The sequence below is a fragment of the Kitasatospora albolonga genome (genome assembly GCA_002082585.1).
Lineage (GTDB): Bacteria > Actinomycetota > Actinomycetes > Streptomycetales > Streptomycetaceae > Streptomyces > Streptomyces stephensoniae.
The window spans coordinates 3,889,276-3,903,367 of the sequence record CP020563.1; the positions used below are offsets into that span (position 1 = coordinate 3,889,276).

Below are 14,092 nucleotides of genomic sequence, written 5' to 3' on the forward strand. Positions count from 1 at the left end.
GGAGCGGGCACGGGAAACCGCACACCACCCTGCGTACCGGCACGAAAAAACACCCCTCTGATCCTGTTCACACAGGTCAGAGGGGTGTTTTGTGCTGTGGAGCCTAGGAGATTCGAACCCGAAATTGTTACCTTCCTGACCTGCGGAAACGCCTGAGAATCGGACATTAGACCCTCTTTCCATCCCTCTGCGTCCTGCTCCATCCCCCTTGATCAGGCTCCCGTGCTGACGTGTCAGCACGGGCCCGGCACACGTTGCTGAAGGGAATATTCGGCCCCGATCAAGCTTCTCCTTACCTTGTCAGATAGGCGATGTGGGCTCTACACCTCTCCCCTTGCGCCAGCAAAGAGCCGACGATGGCTCGCAGGCGGCCCAGTTGCCGTCAGCACGGGCCCGTGCCCACCCCGCAGTCCATCGGCACCTGTTCCCTCGCCGGACTCGGGACACCGAGATTCATCAGAGCCTGCGTGTTGGTTACCGCGTCAACGCGATGCGATCTCGTGTACGCGGCCAAGGCCAGGGAGGTCTTCCGCTTGACGGAGATGAGGACGACTACCCGCCCGGGGTCCGGGGCCAGCGTGCGCCCGTACCGCTCTCCGTATCGGGCAACGGCATCCTGCACGGTCGCCTCGTCGGTGCACACCTCCGCCACGCTTTCGAGCGTGACCCAGCAGCCACCGTCAACCTGGCACACGGCCACGCGAGCTTCCCCGCCCCGCGCAAGAACGTTGGCCACTTTGCGGCTGCATTTGCGGGTAATAACCCTGGCCACGCCAGCGGGAGCGTCTACGGTCACGCCGACGGGCACGACATGGGGCCGACCGTCCGGGCGCACCGTAGCGAGGGCGCACAGGTGGTACTCGTTCTGGAACTCCAGGTAGTCGTCCGGCTGGACGGATATTGCGTTCGGCATGACTGAAAGCATCAACGCACCACTTGCCCGAACTGCCCCGAAGTGACCGGCACCACAGCACGCCCGAGCTGCCCTTTTGCGCAATTCGCGCCTTTTTGCAGGCGAGATCCCTCCCGCAATAATCACGGATTTATAACGGAGTCACCGTTCGTCTGACGACGGTTGATCCGTTCACGTCAGAAAGTAAACAAGCAGGTCAGCGAGTCGCACAACGTTGAGCATGGTCGCTTTCGGCGCGTTTCTACCCTGGCGATTACCTGCGGTCTACACGAATCGATCATGATTTTTAGGCCATGTCTTGTCGGAAGCCTCACGTACTGTCCGAAGAGGTTCCCGGAGCTTCACGGGGCGGCCTCACTCGGAGGCTCGGCGTGCATTTGCGTAAGCGATATCCGAGCAGGTAAGTAGCCCTTGGATGCCACCGGCGTCCCATCCCTCCACGAGGTGGTGGGCGAGGGGCGCAGGCTCATCCGGCTGTGGTCGTCCAGCGCCGGGGGTCGGACGTCATCGACTTGGGCGCGGTGTCGCCCGGCTCGGGGGAGCCATCACCTGCCGGTTGGAGGGATTACTTAATGTGGTCGGATAAAAGTGGTCGAGACGCGGCGGAGTCCGAGATACCCGCTCAGGGTGGAGGCAGTCGCCGACGCCTCGGGCGCTGGCGCTCAGCCGCGACCCGCACGGTGGAGAAGGACCTGCATCGCCTGATTCGCCGCGAGCTGCAAGACCTCGGGGTCACTCCCCCGCTCAACGTTCACGATCTTTGCGAGAGGCTGAGCCGACGGCGCGGGCGCCCGCTGTTCCTCCGTGCAGCTCCGCTGCCCAAGCCCGGCCCCTCGGGCATGTGGGCGGAGTACGACACCTACGACGTGATCCTGTATCAGCAGGAGACGACCGAGCTGCACCAGGATGGGATCATCCTGCACGAAGTCGGTCACATCCTCGTGGCGGAGAAAGAGAGGGCGGCTGAGGACTCCGCCCGTGAGGCGGAGACGCCGGACAGCACCCCCGATGGGGACGCAGGGTCCGTCGACGTCGAGGGGTGGGCCGCTCTGATGCCGGTCTTCGGCACCGAGGCGGTCAAGCGCATCGCTCAGCGCTGCTCGTACGACGACGGCGGCGAGGAGTGCGCCGTCGAACTCGTGGCCACCATCATCCTGGAGTGGTCGGCCCTGCTCGCGTCCTCCACTCCTCCGGCCGATGATCCCGCTCTGCGACGGGTCGAGGCAGCTCTCGGCGACCGGCGAGGATGGCTGTAGCTCGTGGAACTCCTGCTCCTGGGGCTCTTGGCCGCGCTGGTCTGGAAGCTCTACCAGTGGAAGCGAAGCCCGCATGACGCACCTCTTCGCTCCGTCACCCTGTGCCTGCTCTGCGCTGCGCTCTCGTACCCCGTAGCGATGCCCGGGGGCGCGTCGGGCGTTGACACCGTCGCCGGTCACGGGACGGCGAAGCTGATCCAGAACGTGCTGCTGCTGCTCGCGGTGTACTTCCTGATGTGCTTCTACCTCTTCTCCGCCGCGGACGAGGAAGCCGGTCGGCGCAGGGCTCGCAAGGAGGGCGTCCTTGTCGCGGTCGTCGCGGTGGCAATCACCGTGGCGGCCGAATCGGTGCCTCACGAGACGGTCGCCGGCTCCTTCAGCACGGCCGACATGACCACGCCGCAGATCGCGTTCTTCTACGGTGGCGCGGGCCTCTACCTCATGTACGCGCTCGGCATGGCGTGCCGGTGGACTCGCCGCTATGCGCGCATGTCCCGGCGTCCGCACTCCACCGGGCTCTGGATGGCCGCCGTGGGTCTGGGGGTGATGGCGGTGGCGTGCGCGATCCGTGCTGTGATCGTCGCCCTTCGCGCGGCCGACGTGGAGGTGTCCGAGCCGCTGATGGCCGCCGTCGCCTTCCTCCTGGTGGCGTCCATCCTGCTCTTCGCTGCGGGCATCACGTACTCCGGAGCCCGAGCCCGTATCTCCTCCCTTCGCCTCTGGCTCCAGCACCGGCGTGATCACCGTCGCCTCGCGCCGTTGTGGGAGCTGCTGGCGGAGACCTACCCGGACAACGTGCTGCGGCCGGCGTCTGCGGCAGCCCTGGACCGATGGCGGGCCCGTGGCGTGCACCGGCGCTACCACCGTCGCATTGTGGAATGCCGCGACGGCTTGGTGGACATCAGCCCGCACCTGCTGGATGAGGGCGACGACGGCACGGTCCTCAACATCGACTCCGCTGAGCTTGCCGCTCGGCTCCGCCGGGCCTCCGCCCGGATCGAGAAGGGCGTCCCCGCGCCCCGCCGTGCGGTTCCACTCGCGATGGCGCTGGGCAGCGACCGCGAGTCCGACGTGAAACAACTGATTGCGGTATCCGACGAACTACGCGCAGCCGCATGACCTCGCACGATCAAGGAGTCACGATGCTAATTACCGGTGGACGAGTGCTCGTCGACTCGGGGACCTACCTGGAAGACGGCGCCATCCTCATCGAGGGCGAGTCGATCGCCGCCGTCGGGCCGCGCAAGGAGGTCGAGGAACGGGCCGGAGCCGACGTGCCCCGCTACGAGTTCGGCGGAACCGTTCTGCCCGGCCTCATCGACGCCCACGTGCATTTGGCCTTCGACGGCGGGGCCGACCCCGTCGCGACCCTCCAGGGCTCCACGGACGACGTCCTGTTCGAGGACATGCGTCGCCGCGCCGAACAGCTTCTTCGCAGCGGCGTCACCACGGCCCGAGACCTCGGGGACCGGGGCGGACTCGCCCTTCGTCTGGCGGCCGAGATCAACGACCGCCGGACGGCCGGACCGCGGATCGTGTCCGCGGGCACCCCGGCCACCACCCTCGGCGGCCACTGCCACTTCCTGGGCGGCGAAGTCTCCGGGGAAGCCGAGATCCGCGACCTCGTCCGGCGCAACCTCGCGGCCGGAGCCGGGGTCATCAAGGCGATGGTCACCGGCGGGGGCCTGACGAAGGACGGCCCCAAGAGCCACCAGAGCCAGTTCTCGGCCGAGGAACTTGCCGCCCTGGTGGAGGAGGCTCACGCCGCAGGCGTACCCGTCGCGGCCCATGCACACGGCGCCGACGGCATCGCCGCCGCCGTTGAAGCGGGCGTCGACACCATCGAGCACTGCACCTGGATGTCGAGCGATGGCCTCGACTTCCGGCCCGACGTGGTCCAGCAGATCATCGCGAAGAACATCACCGTGTGCCCGGCCGTGAGCCCGCACTGGCAGATGCTCCCGCGCTTCTTCGGTGAGGAGCGCGCCGCCGCCACGTTCGATCTGGTGCGGCAGATGGCCGACTCCGGTGTCCGCCTGATCGTCGGAACCGACGCTGGTGTTCAGCGGGCCGACTTCGGCGGGTTGGTTCCGGCGCTCGGGTTCTACTCGCACCTGGGCCTGCCGAACGCCTCGATCATCGACATGGCGACGTCACAGGCGGCCGAGGCCCTGGGCCTGGGGGGCGTGACCGGCAAGGTCGCTCCCGGCTTCCGCGCGGATCTCCTCCTGGTCGACGGTGACCCGCTCGCGGATCTCTCTGCGCTGAGCAGGGTGCGGGCCGTGTTCGCTTCGGGCCTGCGCTACGAGCCGACAGGCGCGGACCAGTAGGCGATGAACCTGGTGCCCTGCTTCCCGACCCCTCTGGGCACGGGAAGCAGGGCACTAGCCTTTGCTGCCTGGATCGGTCCGTTCAACGACTTCACCAGCAATGTCGTTCAGGATCGACAGAACATCGGCCGGCAACCCCTCGCTGCCCATCCCGCGAGCCCGTACCCGGCCCACCTTCCCCTGCTTGGCCGCGTACATGAAGCGCAGGGCCTCATAAGCCTGCGCCGCGACGGCATCGTTCTCCTCGAAGTACAGCTTTGAGACGTCGAAGAACTTGGCCAGACCTTCGAGGACCACGGGCAGCGGGTCGGCCTTCGCTCCCGTTCGCAGACCCTCGATGTCCGCCGCCGAGACGACCGCGGCGCCCGCGTACGCATTGACCGCGTCCGCGATCTCCTGGTCCTCCGGTGACGGGCGGCCGGGGTAGGAGTGCTCCAGGAGCATGGTGATCTTCTCGGCCAGCGTCTCAGGGGCCTTCTCGGGCTGGGCCTCTCCGAAGGATCGCGCCTGCGCGCGCTTCAGCTCGTCCTCCGTCACGCCGTACGCCACCGCCAGGGCAGGGATGTACTTGTCCTTCAGAGGGCGGACGCCCTGCTCAGCACCCGCCAAGGGGCCGTCGCTCTTCGTCCCGATGATCGCCCGGGTCTCGTACCGGTAGAGGCCGGCGTCGCATCGCAGGTCCATCAGATCGGGCAAGCCGTCGCGCGGGAACAGATCGTCCAGGTCCCGGTTCAGCGCCCTCGCGAGAGCAGGCAACTTCTCCTGGTCGGGCGTCGTCGCCCCCGACTCCCACCCCGCCACGGTCGAGTCCGCCGCACCGATGGCAGACGCCACATCGGCCTGCGGTACGTCGGCGGCTCGACGTACCGCGCGCACACGTTCTCTGTCGAAACGGCGAGCTGGCATCGGACCTCGTTTTTGGGGTGAACCGAGGAAACCTCGGGCTGTTGACTTTTGATGTGAACCGAGATAGCTTCATCTTAGCGAAAAAGGAGGGGGTTCGCACCCCTCTCAGCTTTCGCCCACCTGCGGTTCCCATCGTGGACCGGTCCGGTGGAGAGGGGTTGCCGCGCATCACTCGGGCGCGGCCCTTCCCCTCAAAACGCCATCGGCGTCCGAGAGTTCGCACCTCTCGGACGCCAGACAGCTCGTGATCCGCGGCCCCGACAAGGGCGCTGGTCACTCGCACGGCCGCTCCGTGTCCTTTCGCACGGCACGACGGAGCGGCGTACCACATAGAGGAGTGTCGCATGTCCCCTACAACGGGCTGCAACCCGAAGGTGGAGATCCCTTCGGGCCGGGCTGAACGGCTGGCTGCGCAACTGGCGTCCATGCTGCCTGAGGCCGCCGTCGTGCAGGTGCGCCTTCAGGGGCCCCGGACCCTGTGGCCCCACCTTGGCCTGACGGCCCTGACCGACCGAGGTCGTCACCTTCGCGTCCCTCGGGCGAAGGCGCTCACCATCGCCCGGTGGATCATCCGCTCGTTCCCCCACGCGGGATGGGCGGCCTCTGGCCACGCCTTCGACCTGCGGACGGCTGAGCTGCGCGGGCTGGAAGCGTGATGGCGGCCGTGGCACCGGCGAATACCGGACCGGCCCTGGACGTGCAGGGACTCGTGGCCGTGGTCGACCTCTTGGCTCAGACCGGCGGCCTGGATGCCCTGCTGGGTAATCGGGCGACGGATTCCCGCGACAAGCGTCTGCACATCGGATACAGCGAAGCTGCCGAACGGCTGAACATTCCGGAGAAGTGGCTGCGTGAGCGCATATCGACGCTCCCGCACCGGAAGTTCGGGAAGTTCGTTCAGTTCACGGAGGATGACCTCCACGCGATTTCCGATATGCACTTCGTCAGCCCCGGCGCAAGGTCCCAAAGGGACGATGAGTCGGCGCTGCTGGCACTTCAGCCATCAAAGCGCTCTCGTAAGCGTTCCTGATCTCCTCTCGCGCCCGACTGTCAACATTCGCGGCGCTGCGAACATCGCGAGATACCAATGAGCACTGACATATCCAGCCTCATCGAGGCTGCGCACCAGGGAAATTGGCTGCCCCTCATAGAGGAGTCAAAGAAGGCTCCGGGAAAGCACTGGGCCGAATCCGCTCGATGTATGAACCAGGACATCAACATGTTCGTGCCTCTCGTAGACGGACCACGAGAAGACCCCGATTTGGTGAAAACCAAATTGGGAATATCCCTCAACCGTCCTCGTAATCTCTGCGGGTCATGCCCGGTGGCCGTCGCCGCCCGATGCCTGGTGGAATCCCTCAAGGACGATGACGAGTACGGAATCCGGGGCGGGCTTTTGGCCTCGGAGCGGTCAGAATTGCGGCGCGCATGGCAGGACCGGGACACCGAGCAAGCCGTAGAAAGCGCGCTCCGAGGATGCACTGCACCCTTGACCAAGCCCGCTAGGGACGCCGTGATCGCCCGCTTCGCCACCGATCCCTCTTTGGACGCCGCCGCCGTCGCCCGCGGGCTCGGAGTGACGCACCAGTACCTGCTGAAGCTCGCACGTCGCTACCGAAAGTCGCAGGCCGGACAGGGTGCTCCCTCGCTCCGGGTCGTAGCCGCCTGAGTCCGCCCCCGAAGAAACGATCCTTCCGCACGGCGGACCCTGCGTCCACGGGAGTTCTCCCCATGCCTCAGAACAACCCCTCCGGACTTCGGCCCACAAATATGTGTGCCGCGATCCGCGAGATTGCACCTACGGCCGCACTCGTGCGGGTTTACCCCCAGCGTCGGTCTGTTACCCACCTCTTCGAATCGGACTTCTACCGCATGCTCATCGACCGCAGGACCGAGGAAGAAGTGGCCCGCGTGATCCGACGCGGATTCGGAAAGATGGCAGACTGGCGCCTTGCCCACGATTTCTACCTCCCGACGGCAACGCTGTACCTCACTCCGGAACCGCACCAGAATGGCTACATCCCGGAGGACGACAATTCCTTCGGCCTTGCCCTCCACCGTCGAATAGCGATAGCTGGCGGTGAGCGCTGATGAGCGACGTAGTCACCGAACTGATCTGGTCGCAATCAAAGTCGCGTAGGGGCTCACGCCTCGTCATGCTGGCACTGGCCCGTGAGGCGGACGACAACGGCAAAGCCACGCTGACCCTGGACGACATAGCCGGAATCACTCGCCTGACGCCTCGTTCAATAACGAAGTGCCTGGGGGAGCTGGCGACGCTCGGGGAACTCAGCCACGAACGAGGAGGCGGAGCCTCCAACCCCAACACCTACTCGATACTGCTGTGCCAGGCGAGCGACCGTACCGGTTCAGAGAAGGAACTTCCCACTCTCCACCCTAAAGACCCGGAAGAGGGTACTAAGTTCCAGGAAGTTACCTCCCAGAACTCAGCTCCAGAGGCCGGAAGTGGGAAGTTTCAGCGCACAGATTCGGAAGTTTCTTCCTCGCGCACACGTGGTGGTAATACTCCCGTAGGGAGTATTACCACCACCAAAGAGCAAGCTAGCTTGCTGGGACCGCGTCGAGAGAACTCAACCAGCAAGCAGGACTCGGTGAAGGTTCCCGACGGAGCGAAGGACCTGGTAACAGCCATAACCGGAGCTGGAATGCTCGTCGGCTGGCGGCTGACCGAATCCGAATGGGATCGGGTAACAGCTCTCGCAGCGCGCTGGGGGAATGACCGTCTGGTCGAGATGGTGGCGCGCCGGTGGAACGCCGACCGGCCGCCACAGTCCGCCCGCTATCTGCTGCGCATCTGGGCGGATCTCCCGTCGCACGCTTCCGCAGCAGCCTCCCAAGGAAATGTCGTGCCGCTGCGCCGACAGTCCCCAGGCTGGATTCCCTTTCAGAACACCGCCGCCCCCAGCGCCTACCAGAACGGATTTTGATCATGGCTGAGCCGGAACGCGCGGGCAGCGCCAGGTCAATGCGCGCCATTGAACGAATACTCGCCGCGAAGGGACTTCAGGTCGTGCCGGACTCCGACCCCGCCGACGAGGTACTGGAAGAAAGCCCCGGAGACCTCGAATGGCACAGTCGGGCTCGGGCCGACTACGCCCTGACCCGCTGGCGGCGCGCGACCCCTCCCCGGTTCCGTGACGCGGAGGCCACGCTGCCGGAGGTCGTCCAGTGGGCCGACCGCGCCCTTGCGGACAACGCCGCCGCTGGTGCTCTGCTCCTCACCGGCCTCACGGGGACGGGCAAGACGCACCAGGCATACGGGGCCTTGAAAAGGGTCGCGGCCGGCGCACCGGACCGCTTCGAGCTGATCGCCGTGAACTCGGCGGACATGTACGGCAACCTGCGGCCTTCACAGGTCATGGGCGCTTCGGAACACGAGCTGCAACGGCTCAGCCGTGTCCAGTACCTGTTCCTCGATGACCTCGGTACGGCGAAAACGTCGGAATGGACCGAAGAGGTCACGTACCGGCTGATCAACTTCAGGTACAACCACTGCCTGCCGACGATCATCACGTCCAACCTTCCGGCCCGCGACGAGAACGGGCCGGACCTGAGCGACTTCGTCGGGGCGCGCGTGGCGAGCCGCCTGGCAGAGATGGTCACGACCCTCGTGCCGATGATCGGCGCCGACCGGCGTCGTGGCGGGAGGGCGGCCTGATGCCCGTCCGCCTTCGCGGAGCCTCCCGCGATGCCGCCGCACTGTCCACAGCCTGTGCATACGTCGGCCCGCTCAGCCGGTACGCGACCCCCTTCACGGCCGGGATGCGCTCCCCGCTCGGTCCTCCGATGGACCGTGCGGAAGCAGTAGATCTCTTCGCCGCCACGCTCCGGGGCCCTGTTGGCCGCCACTACGCCGCTCGATTCGCCCGAGCGCTGCACGGGCTCGACCTGATGTGCACATGCCCCCTTGATGCTCCGTGCCACGCGGACGTCCTTCTCCGTCTCGCCAACGAGTCCGGCGAAGGAACCGCACTCCGCACCACCCGATCTTCTGGAAGGCCCCGATGAGTCACCCGATCATGTTCGCTGCGGCCAAGCACCTCACCACCGCAGAGGAACAGCGCAGGACCGCTCGGGAGACGGCTTTCCGCACCTGGGGTCCACGGTCGATCACGGCGGCGTCGTCGTACGCCCGCACCCTCCTGGGGGACGCCGCAGTCACGCTCGAATGGGAGGTGCTGGGCCTGCTGAGCTTTGAAGAGCACCTGCAAGCCGTCGCCTCGCTCGACACGGCGGGCGGCCAGCACCTGGAGCTCTACTACACCGACCAAGGCGGCACGGAACGGATCTCGCTGCGGGTCTCGTGCGTGAGCTGCCCGAGTCAGCACGTGCACCAGGTGACGTCTCTGGAGCAGTTCGGACAGCTCCTCTCGCAGACCCCGGCCTGGTCGGATATCGCGCCCCGCGAAGGGGGCAACCTCTGATGTCGCACACGCGCATAGACACGGCGGCGGGAACCGAACCGCGGGGCTACAACCTGCGCGGCATGACGGCCTGGGACCGCAGCGCGATCATCCTGCTCGGCGCGGCCGGCTTCGCGTTCTCGTACGACGCGCTGCGTCAGATCGCCCTCGCGATCCACGCCAGGGAGGCGCTGAGCTACCTCTTCCCCGTCTTCGTCGATGGGTTCATTGCGTACGGCGTGCGGGCGATCGTTGTCCTGCGTCACGAGCGGTTCGCCGCGCGGTTCTACGCGTGGGTCCTGTTCCTCTCGGCGACCGGGGCGAGCCTCGGCGCAAACGCTCTGCACGCGATCACGCTGAACGATTCTCCGGAGGCCGGACGGTCCGCGCTGCATCTGGCGGACAGCGTCGTGGGGGTACTTTCGATGCTCGCGCCGCTCGCGCTGGCGGGGTCGGTCCACCTCTACATCCTGATGGCGCGGACGGCTGAGCGGGCGGTCCCGGACGGGACGGGGACCGGTCCTGGACCGGTCCGGGAGGAGACTCCGACGCTCGAACGCTTCGCGGTCGAGCCGGGTCCTCGTCCGCTGGAGTCACCCGTACAGACGGCCCCTCGACCGTTGCCGGGCGGTCCGTCCGCACCAGTGCAGTCCACCGCAGCCGCCGTTGACCTGCGCAAAGTCACAGCTCAGCCCGAGGACCATGCGCACGCCGCCGGTACGGCGGTCTCCCCGTCCGCGGATGTGGACGGGGAGGAGACGGACGGCGGGACTGCGGACGGACCGGTTCCTGGCTCGCCGGGCCACGGGCCGACCACCGCGCCTTCGTCGGCAGCCGATCCGTCCGCTCCGGCGGCGGTCCGCGACGCTGCGGACGGGGGAAAGCCGTCCGTCCCGGACGGCCCGGAGGGCTCGCAGGACCGGGAGGCGGACAACGAGTGGCTGACGGAGCTGCTGCCGATCGCACGGGCCGCTACCGAGCAGGCCGGACGGATCAGCCGTGAGGTTGTCGGTGACGCCGTCCGCAAGCGACAGGCGATCAGCAACGACCGCCTTGGTGTGCTGCTGGCCCGGCTGAAGGAAGAGGACGACCAGGTGGCCAAGACGCCCGCCGCTGCCTCCAGCGCCCTCTGGTGATTGCATCTCATGACGGGCCGGGGCCTGTGCGGCTCGCGCCGTGCAGGCCCCGGCCGGCCCGCTTGATCAGGAAGGAACGACGATGTGGTCTCGCCGACGCGACCGGGCGGAGGACGCCGTCCGCACCGATGCCGCACAGGCAGCGTCCGCGCTCACGCTGCACCTCCAGGACGGAGGCGGTCTTGTGCCATTCCAGGTGAAGGGCCTCGCCCTTGCGGCCGGTGAAGTCGCCCTCGCGGACGTGTCGTGTTCCGCCGCCCGCTTCTATGGGACGGATGTCGACTATCCGACCTCAACCGGGTACTTCGAGCACCACCCGACCTTCGGCCGGCGGTGGGTGACCAACCGGCGCCTCGACGCCCGTCGGCGGCAGGAAGCGGAGGACGCCGCCCTTCCCCAGTGGCGCGATCACACCGCAGCCCGAGTGGTGCTCACCTCGGCCGGGGTGCGGCTCCTGCCGCGAGGCGCCCGTGAGTGGATGCCGTTCGACCACGCCCTCCTGACCGACGTCACCGCTGAACTGCCCGCCGTCGTGCTCTCCTACAGCACATGCGCGCCCCTGCTCCTGTCCGGCCCCGCCGCGCCGTGGCTCGGCGTAGCGATCGAGCACCTTCGCCACGGGTCCGCATAGGGCCGAAACCCCCCTCCGAATGAAAGCCGGAACTTAATTCCTGGAATTAAGTTCCGGCCTTTTTATGTGATTCGAGTTGTCCGCGAACCCCTGCAAGGATTCAGGCACGGCCAACGCCACAAGGCACTTCCGGCCGTAGAGATCACTCGCGATCTTGCCTGAATCGCGGAAGGGGCTGATGGCCTTGATATGAGTAACGCGCCCGACAGCTCAACCGTCTCGCAGATGCGAAACACGATCGAACCCTTCCGCAGATGAGACAGGCAGATAGAGCTACACGCTCCGGCCTGCTCTGCGATTTCCCCGGCATTCGCCAGTAAAGCCCGCAGGAGAATCCCCCTTCTTCCTGCGAAGGAGCGGTGTGGCCCTCCGCCCCGCAGGGCCACACCGCTCGCTCTTCCGAAATCCCATGCACCAAGGTTGTGGTCCCCGCATGCCTCGATACACCCGTTTCATACCTATATCAGCCGCAATAGGAGTGGCTGGTTCTCTGGCCCTCCTGTCGACCGGCTGCTCCAGCTCGGCCAACGACACCTCCGCAGCCCCGACCGCGTCGGCACAGCCACACTCCGTCTCGGCGGGCATCCCCGACACGGCGACGCCGCACAGCGGCGCTACCGCATTCGCCTCAACTATCCGACTCCCGAACGGCGTTGCGCGGACCGCGCGGGCCTTCACTGTGGCCTACGCCGAACACGACGCACGCGACGGAGCCGACAGCTCGTACGCGGACGCCGGCGCCCGTGCGGCCCGGCTCGCGTCGGGAGAACTCGCGGGCGTGCTGGCACAGAAGCGTCCGAGCCAGGACACCGCATGGGCTGCCCTGCGAGCCGACAAGGCACACCAGACGGTCAAGATCACGTCAGTCGTCGTACCCGATGGTGCACCGGCGGCGACCGCCTCCTCCGCTCTCGTCCGCGTGAGCTACGTGCTGACGACCACGCCGAAGGCCGGGCACTCAAGCAGCAGCAGTGAACAGCTCGCGCTCCGCCTGGAGCACACCTCCGAAAGCTCCCAGGGCTGGCGCGTCACCGCCTTGCCCTGGGCGTGATGGGGCCGCGATGAACAACAGCACGAAACTTGGGCTGGGCCTCGTCACGGCCGGGCTCGTCTCTGGCGTCGCTCTCCTCACCACGTTCGGCGGCGCCGACGGTGCCGTCGCACAGGAAGCCGGTCCCGGCGGCGGCATCACGACGGACGCGCCGGTACCGGGCTGGGTCCGTGAGCTGATCAACACGCACGCGGGCCAGTGCCCGCAGGTCACAGCTTCGCTTCTGGCTGCTCAGCTGTACGTCGAGAGCAACTTCAACTCCGGCGCGACGTCGCCCGTTGGCGCCAGCGGAATCGCGCAGTTCATGCCGGGGACCTGGGCTCAGCATGGCAAGGACGGCGACGGGGACGGGGTCAAGGACGTCCGGAACCCGACCGACGCCATCGCCGCGCAGGCCGCGTACGACTGCCTCTTGGCCAAAGAGGTCAAGAAGGTGCCGGGCGACTCGACGGACAACATGCTGGCCGCGTACAACGCGGGTGGGGGCGCGGTGATCAAGTACGGCGGCATCCCGCCGTACCCGGAGACCCGTGACTACGTACGCAACATCCGTGCGCTGGCCTCGAAATGGGCGGACGCAGTCCGGCCGGACGCTCCGGCCGGCAAAGGTGCTGCGCGCGCGATCGCGGCCGCGAAGACCGCGGTGGGCAGCTGGTACCGGTGGGGCGGCAGCTGTGTCATGCCGTACGAGGGCGTTGGCGGCTGCGACTGCTCCTCACTCACCAAGATGGCCTGGGCCTCGGCGGGAGTGAACTTGCCGCGCACCACGTACGACCAGGTCCACGCAGGAACCGCTGTCAAGGCCGTGTCCCAACTCACCCCGGGGGACCTGCTGTTCAGCGTCCCCGGCAGTGCCGGACCCGAACACGTCGCCATGTACATCGGCGACGGCCAGGTGATCGATGCCCCGCGCACCGGGGCTCAGGTGCGGATCAAGCCGCTCTCGTACTGGAAGCCGCAGATCATCGCGATGCGGCACGTCGGCTGATCAAGCAAAAACATCCTAAATAATCACTAGTAACGTATAAGGGCTAAAAATGCATAACTTCCTTTCTGTCGCAGCCGACCCATCCCTGCATACGACCCTCGCCGCCGGTGCCGATGTCGTCAGCGGGGTTAAGCCCGACTGGGGGCCCTTCGGAAAGCTCGGCGGCACGGCGAAGGTGATCCTCGGCGTCATCGCGGCCGTCGTCCTCGTCGTCGGTGCCGGTGCCTTCCTGGCTGGTGTCGGAAAGTCAAAGGGGTGGTTCGGTGAGGGCCACTCCACGATGGACAGCTCACGCGGCAAGGGGATGATGGTCGGTGGCCTGACCTGCGTCTTCCTCGTGGCCAGTTTCGGCACCATCTTTGCCATCACGTACGGCATGGGCGTGTGACCTATGGCTTCCCGATCCCGGAGGAACGTTTCCTCCCCGAAGGTCAGTGGAGCGCGCCGGCCGTCGGCA

Annotated in this window: 17 protein-coding genes; 15 read left to right on the forward strand and 2 right to left on the reverse strand. The window is 66.8% G+C overall.

The genetic code is table 11. The features are described from left to right. Positions 1-382: 382 nt before the first annotated feature. The gene (locus tag B7C62_16855; GenBank protein ARF77210.1) at positions 383-913 is read right to left on the reverse strand and encodes a hypothetical protein; all 531 of its coding nucleotides are present in this window, start codon (positions 911-913) and stop codon (positions 383-385) included. Positions 914-1,593: 680 nt separating this feature from the next. On the opposite strand from B7C62_16855, the gene B7C62_16860 reads away from it, so the two are divergent. Genes B7C62_16860 through B7C62_16870 form a run of 3 tightly spaced genes read left to right on the forward strand, consistent with a single transcriptional unit; the run spans position 1,594 to position 4,499 of the window. Beyond that, a complete protein-coding gene (locus tag B7C62_16860) occupies positions 1,594-2,169 on the forward strand; it encodes a hypothetical protein (protein ARF73749.1) in 576 nt (191 codons plus the stop codon). Positions 2,170-2,172: 3 nt separating this feature from the next. Next, the gene (locus B7C62_16865; protein ARF73750.1) at positions 2,173-3,288 is read left to right on the forward strand and encodes a hypothetical protein; all 1,116 of its coding nucleotides are present in this window, start codon (positions 2,173-2,175) and stop codon (positions 3,286-3,288) included. 23 nt (positions 3,289-3,311) lie between these two features. Further along, complete coding sequence (locus tag B7C62_16870) at positions 3,312-4,499, forward strand: amidohydrolase (GenBank protein ID ARF73751.1); 1,188 nt, start codon at positions 3,312-3,314, stop codon at positions 4,497-4,499. A gap of 54 nt (positions 4,500-4,553) precedes the next feature. Here B7C62_16870 and B7C62_16875 read toward each other — a convergent pair whose 3' ends face one another. Further along, a complete protein-coding gene (locus B7C62_16875) occupies positions 4,554-5,405 on the reverse strand; it encodes a DNA-binding protein (GenBank protein ID ARF73752.1) in 852 nt (283 codons plus the stop codon). 374 nt (positions 5,406-5,779) lie between these two features. Here B7C62_16875 and B7C62_16880 point away from each other — a divergent pair, with 374 nt between their 5' ends. From B7C62_16880 to B7C62_16935, 12 genes are all read left to right on the forward strand, one after another. After that, positions 5,780-6,061: a transcriptional regulator gene (locus B7C62_16880; protein ID ARF77211.1), complete on the forward strand. Its 282-nt coding sequence runs from the start codon at positions 5,780-5,782 to the stop codon at positions 6,059-6,061. A 35-nt stretch (positions 6,062-6,096) separates the two neighbouring features. Then, entirely contained in the window at positions 6,097-6,435 is a 339-nt protein-coding gene (locus B7C62_16885) for a hypothetical protein (GenBank protein ARF77212.1), read from the forward strand. Positions 6,436-6,492: 57 nt separating this feature from the next. Then, positions 6,493-7,074: a hypothetical protein gene (locus B7C62_16890; GenBank protein ARF73753.1), complete on the forward strand. Its 582-nt coding sequence runs from the start codon at positions 6,493-6,495 to the stop codon at positions 7,072-7,074. Between the two features lie 101 nt (positions 7,075-7,175). After that, on the forward strand, positions 7,176-7,496 hold the full coding sequence (locus B7C62_16895; protein ID ARF73754.1) for a hypothetical protein: 321 nt from the start codon (positions 7,176-7,178) through the stop codon (positions 7,494-7,496). 940 nt (positions 7,497-8,436) lie between these two features. After that, positions 8,437-9,084 carry an ATP-binding protein gene (locus B7C62_16900; protein ID ARF73755.1) on the forward strand — a complete coding sequence of 216 codons (648 nt, stop codon included), beginning with the start codon at positions 8,437-8,439 and terminating at the stop codon, positions 9,082-9,084. After that, a complete protein-coding gene (locus tag B7C62_16905) occupies positions 9,084-9,434 on the forward strand; it encodes a hypothetical protein (GenBank protein ID ARF73756.1) in 351 nt (116 codons plus the stop codon). The genes B7C62_16900 and B7C62_16905 overlap by 1 nt, the downstream gene beginning before the upstream one ends. Then, a complete protein-coding gene (locus B7C62_16910; GenBank protein ARF73757.1) occupies positions 9,431-9,850 on the forward strand; it encodes a hypothetical protein in 420 nt (139 codons plus the stop codon). The genes B7C62_16905 and B7C62_16910 overlap by 4 nt, the downstream gene beginning before the upstream one ends. After that, positions 9,850-10,965: a hypothetical protein gene (locus tag B7C62_16915; protein ARF73758.1), complete on the forward strand. Its 1,116-nt coding sequence runs from the start codon at positions 9,850-9,852 to the stop codon at positions 10,963-10,965. The genes B7C62_16910 and B7C62_16915 overlap by 1 nt, the downstream gene beginning before the upstream one ends. Positions 10,966-11,047: 82 nt before the next feature. Beyond that, a complete protein-coding gene (locus tag B7C62_16920; protein ID ARF73759.1) occupies positions 11,048-11,596 on the forward strand; it encodes a hypothetical protein in 549 nt (182 codons plus the stop codon). Between the two features lie 478 nt (positions 11,597-12,074). Continuing rightward, the gene (locus B7C62_16925; protein ARF73760.1) at positions 12,075-12,647 is read left to right on the forward strand and encodes a hypothetical protein; all 573 of its coding nucleotides are present in this window, start codon (positions 12,075-12,077) and stop codon (positions 12,645-12,647) included. Between the two features lie 10 nt (positions 12,648-12,657). Beyond that, on the forward strand, positions 12,658-13,635 hold the full coding sequence (locus B7C62_16930) for a glycoside hydrolase (GenBank protein ID ARF73761.1): 978 nt from the start codon (positions 12,658-12,660) through the stop codon (positions 13,633-13,635). Positions 13,636-13,684: 49 nt separating this feature from the next. Beyond that, positions 13,685-14,023: a hypothetical protein gene (locus B7C62_16935; GenBank protein ID ARF73762.1), complete on the forward strand. Its 339-nt coding sequence runs from the start codon at positions 13,685-13,687 to the stop codon at positions 14,021-14,023. Positions 14,024-14,092 lie beyond the last annotated feature (69 nt).

Excerpts from the sequence above, each read along its gene's own strand:
- B7C62_16935 (ARF73762.1), top strand. The coding sequence starts at position 13,685 with ATGCATAACTTCCTTTCTGTCGCAGCCGACCCATCCCTGCATACGACC.
- B7C62_16920 (ARF73759.1), top strand. The coding sequence starts at position 11,048 with ATGTGGTCTCGCCGACGCGACCGGGCGGAGGACGCCGTCCGCACCGAT.
- B7C62_16855 (ARF77210.1), bottom strand. The coding sequence starts at position 913 with ATGCCGAACGCAATATCCGTCCAGCCGGACGACTACCTGGAGTTCCAG.
- B7C62_16890 (ARF73753.1), top strand. The coding sequence starts at position 6,493 with ATGAGCACTGACATATCCAGCCTCATCGAGGCTGCGCACCAGGGAAAT.
- B7C62_16915 (ARF73758.1), top strand. The coding sequence starts at position 9,850 with ATGTCGCACACGCGCATAGACACGGCGGCGGGAACCGAACCGCGGGGC.
- B7C62_16910 (ARF73757.1), top strand. The coding sequence starts at position 9,431 with ATGAGTCACCCGATCATGTTCGCTGCGGCCAAGCACCTCACCACCGCA.
- B7C62_16905 (ARF73756.1), top strand. The coding sequence starts at position 9,084 with ATGCCCGTCCGCCTTCGCGGAGCCTCCCGCGATGCCGCCGCACTGTCC.
- B7C62_16895 (ARF73754.1), top strand. The coding sequence starts at position 7,176 with ATGTGTGCCGCGATCCGCGAGATTGCACCTACGGCCGCACTCGTGCGG.
- B7C62_16930 (ARF73761.1), top strand. The coding sequence starts at position 12,658 with ATGAACAACAGCACGAAACTTGGGCTGGGCCTCGTCACGGCCGGGCTC.
- B7C62_16870 (ARF73751.1), top strand. The coding sequence starts at position 3,312 with ATGCTAATTACCGGTGGACGAGTGCTCGTCGACTCGGGGACCTACCTG.
- B7C62_16875 (ARF73752.1), bottom strand. The coding sequence starts at position 5,405 with ATGCCAGCTCGCCGTTTCGACAGAGAACGTGTGCGCGCGGTACGTCGA.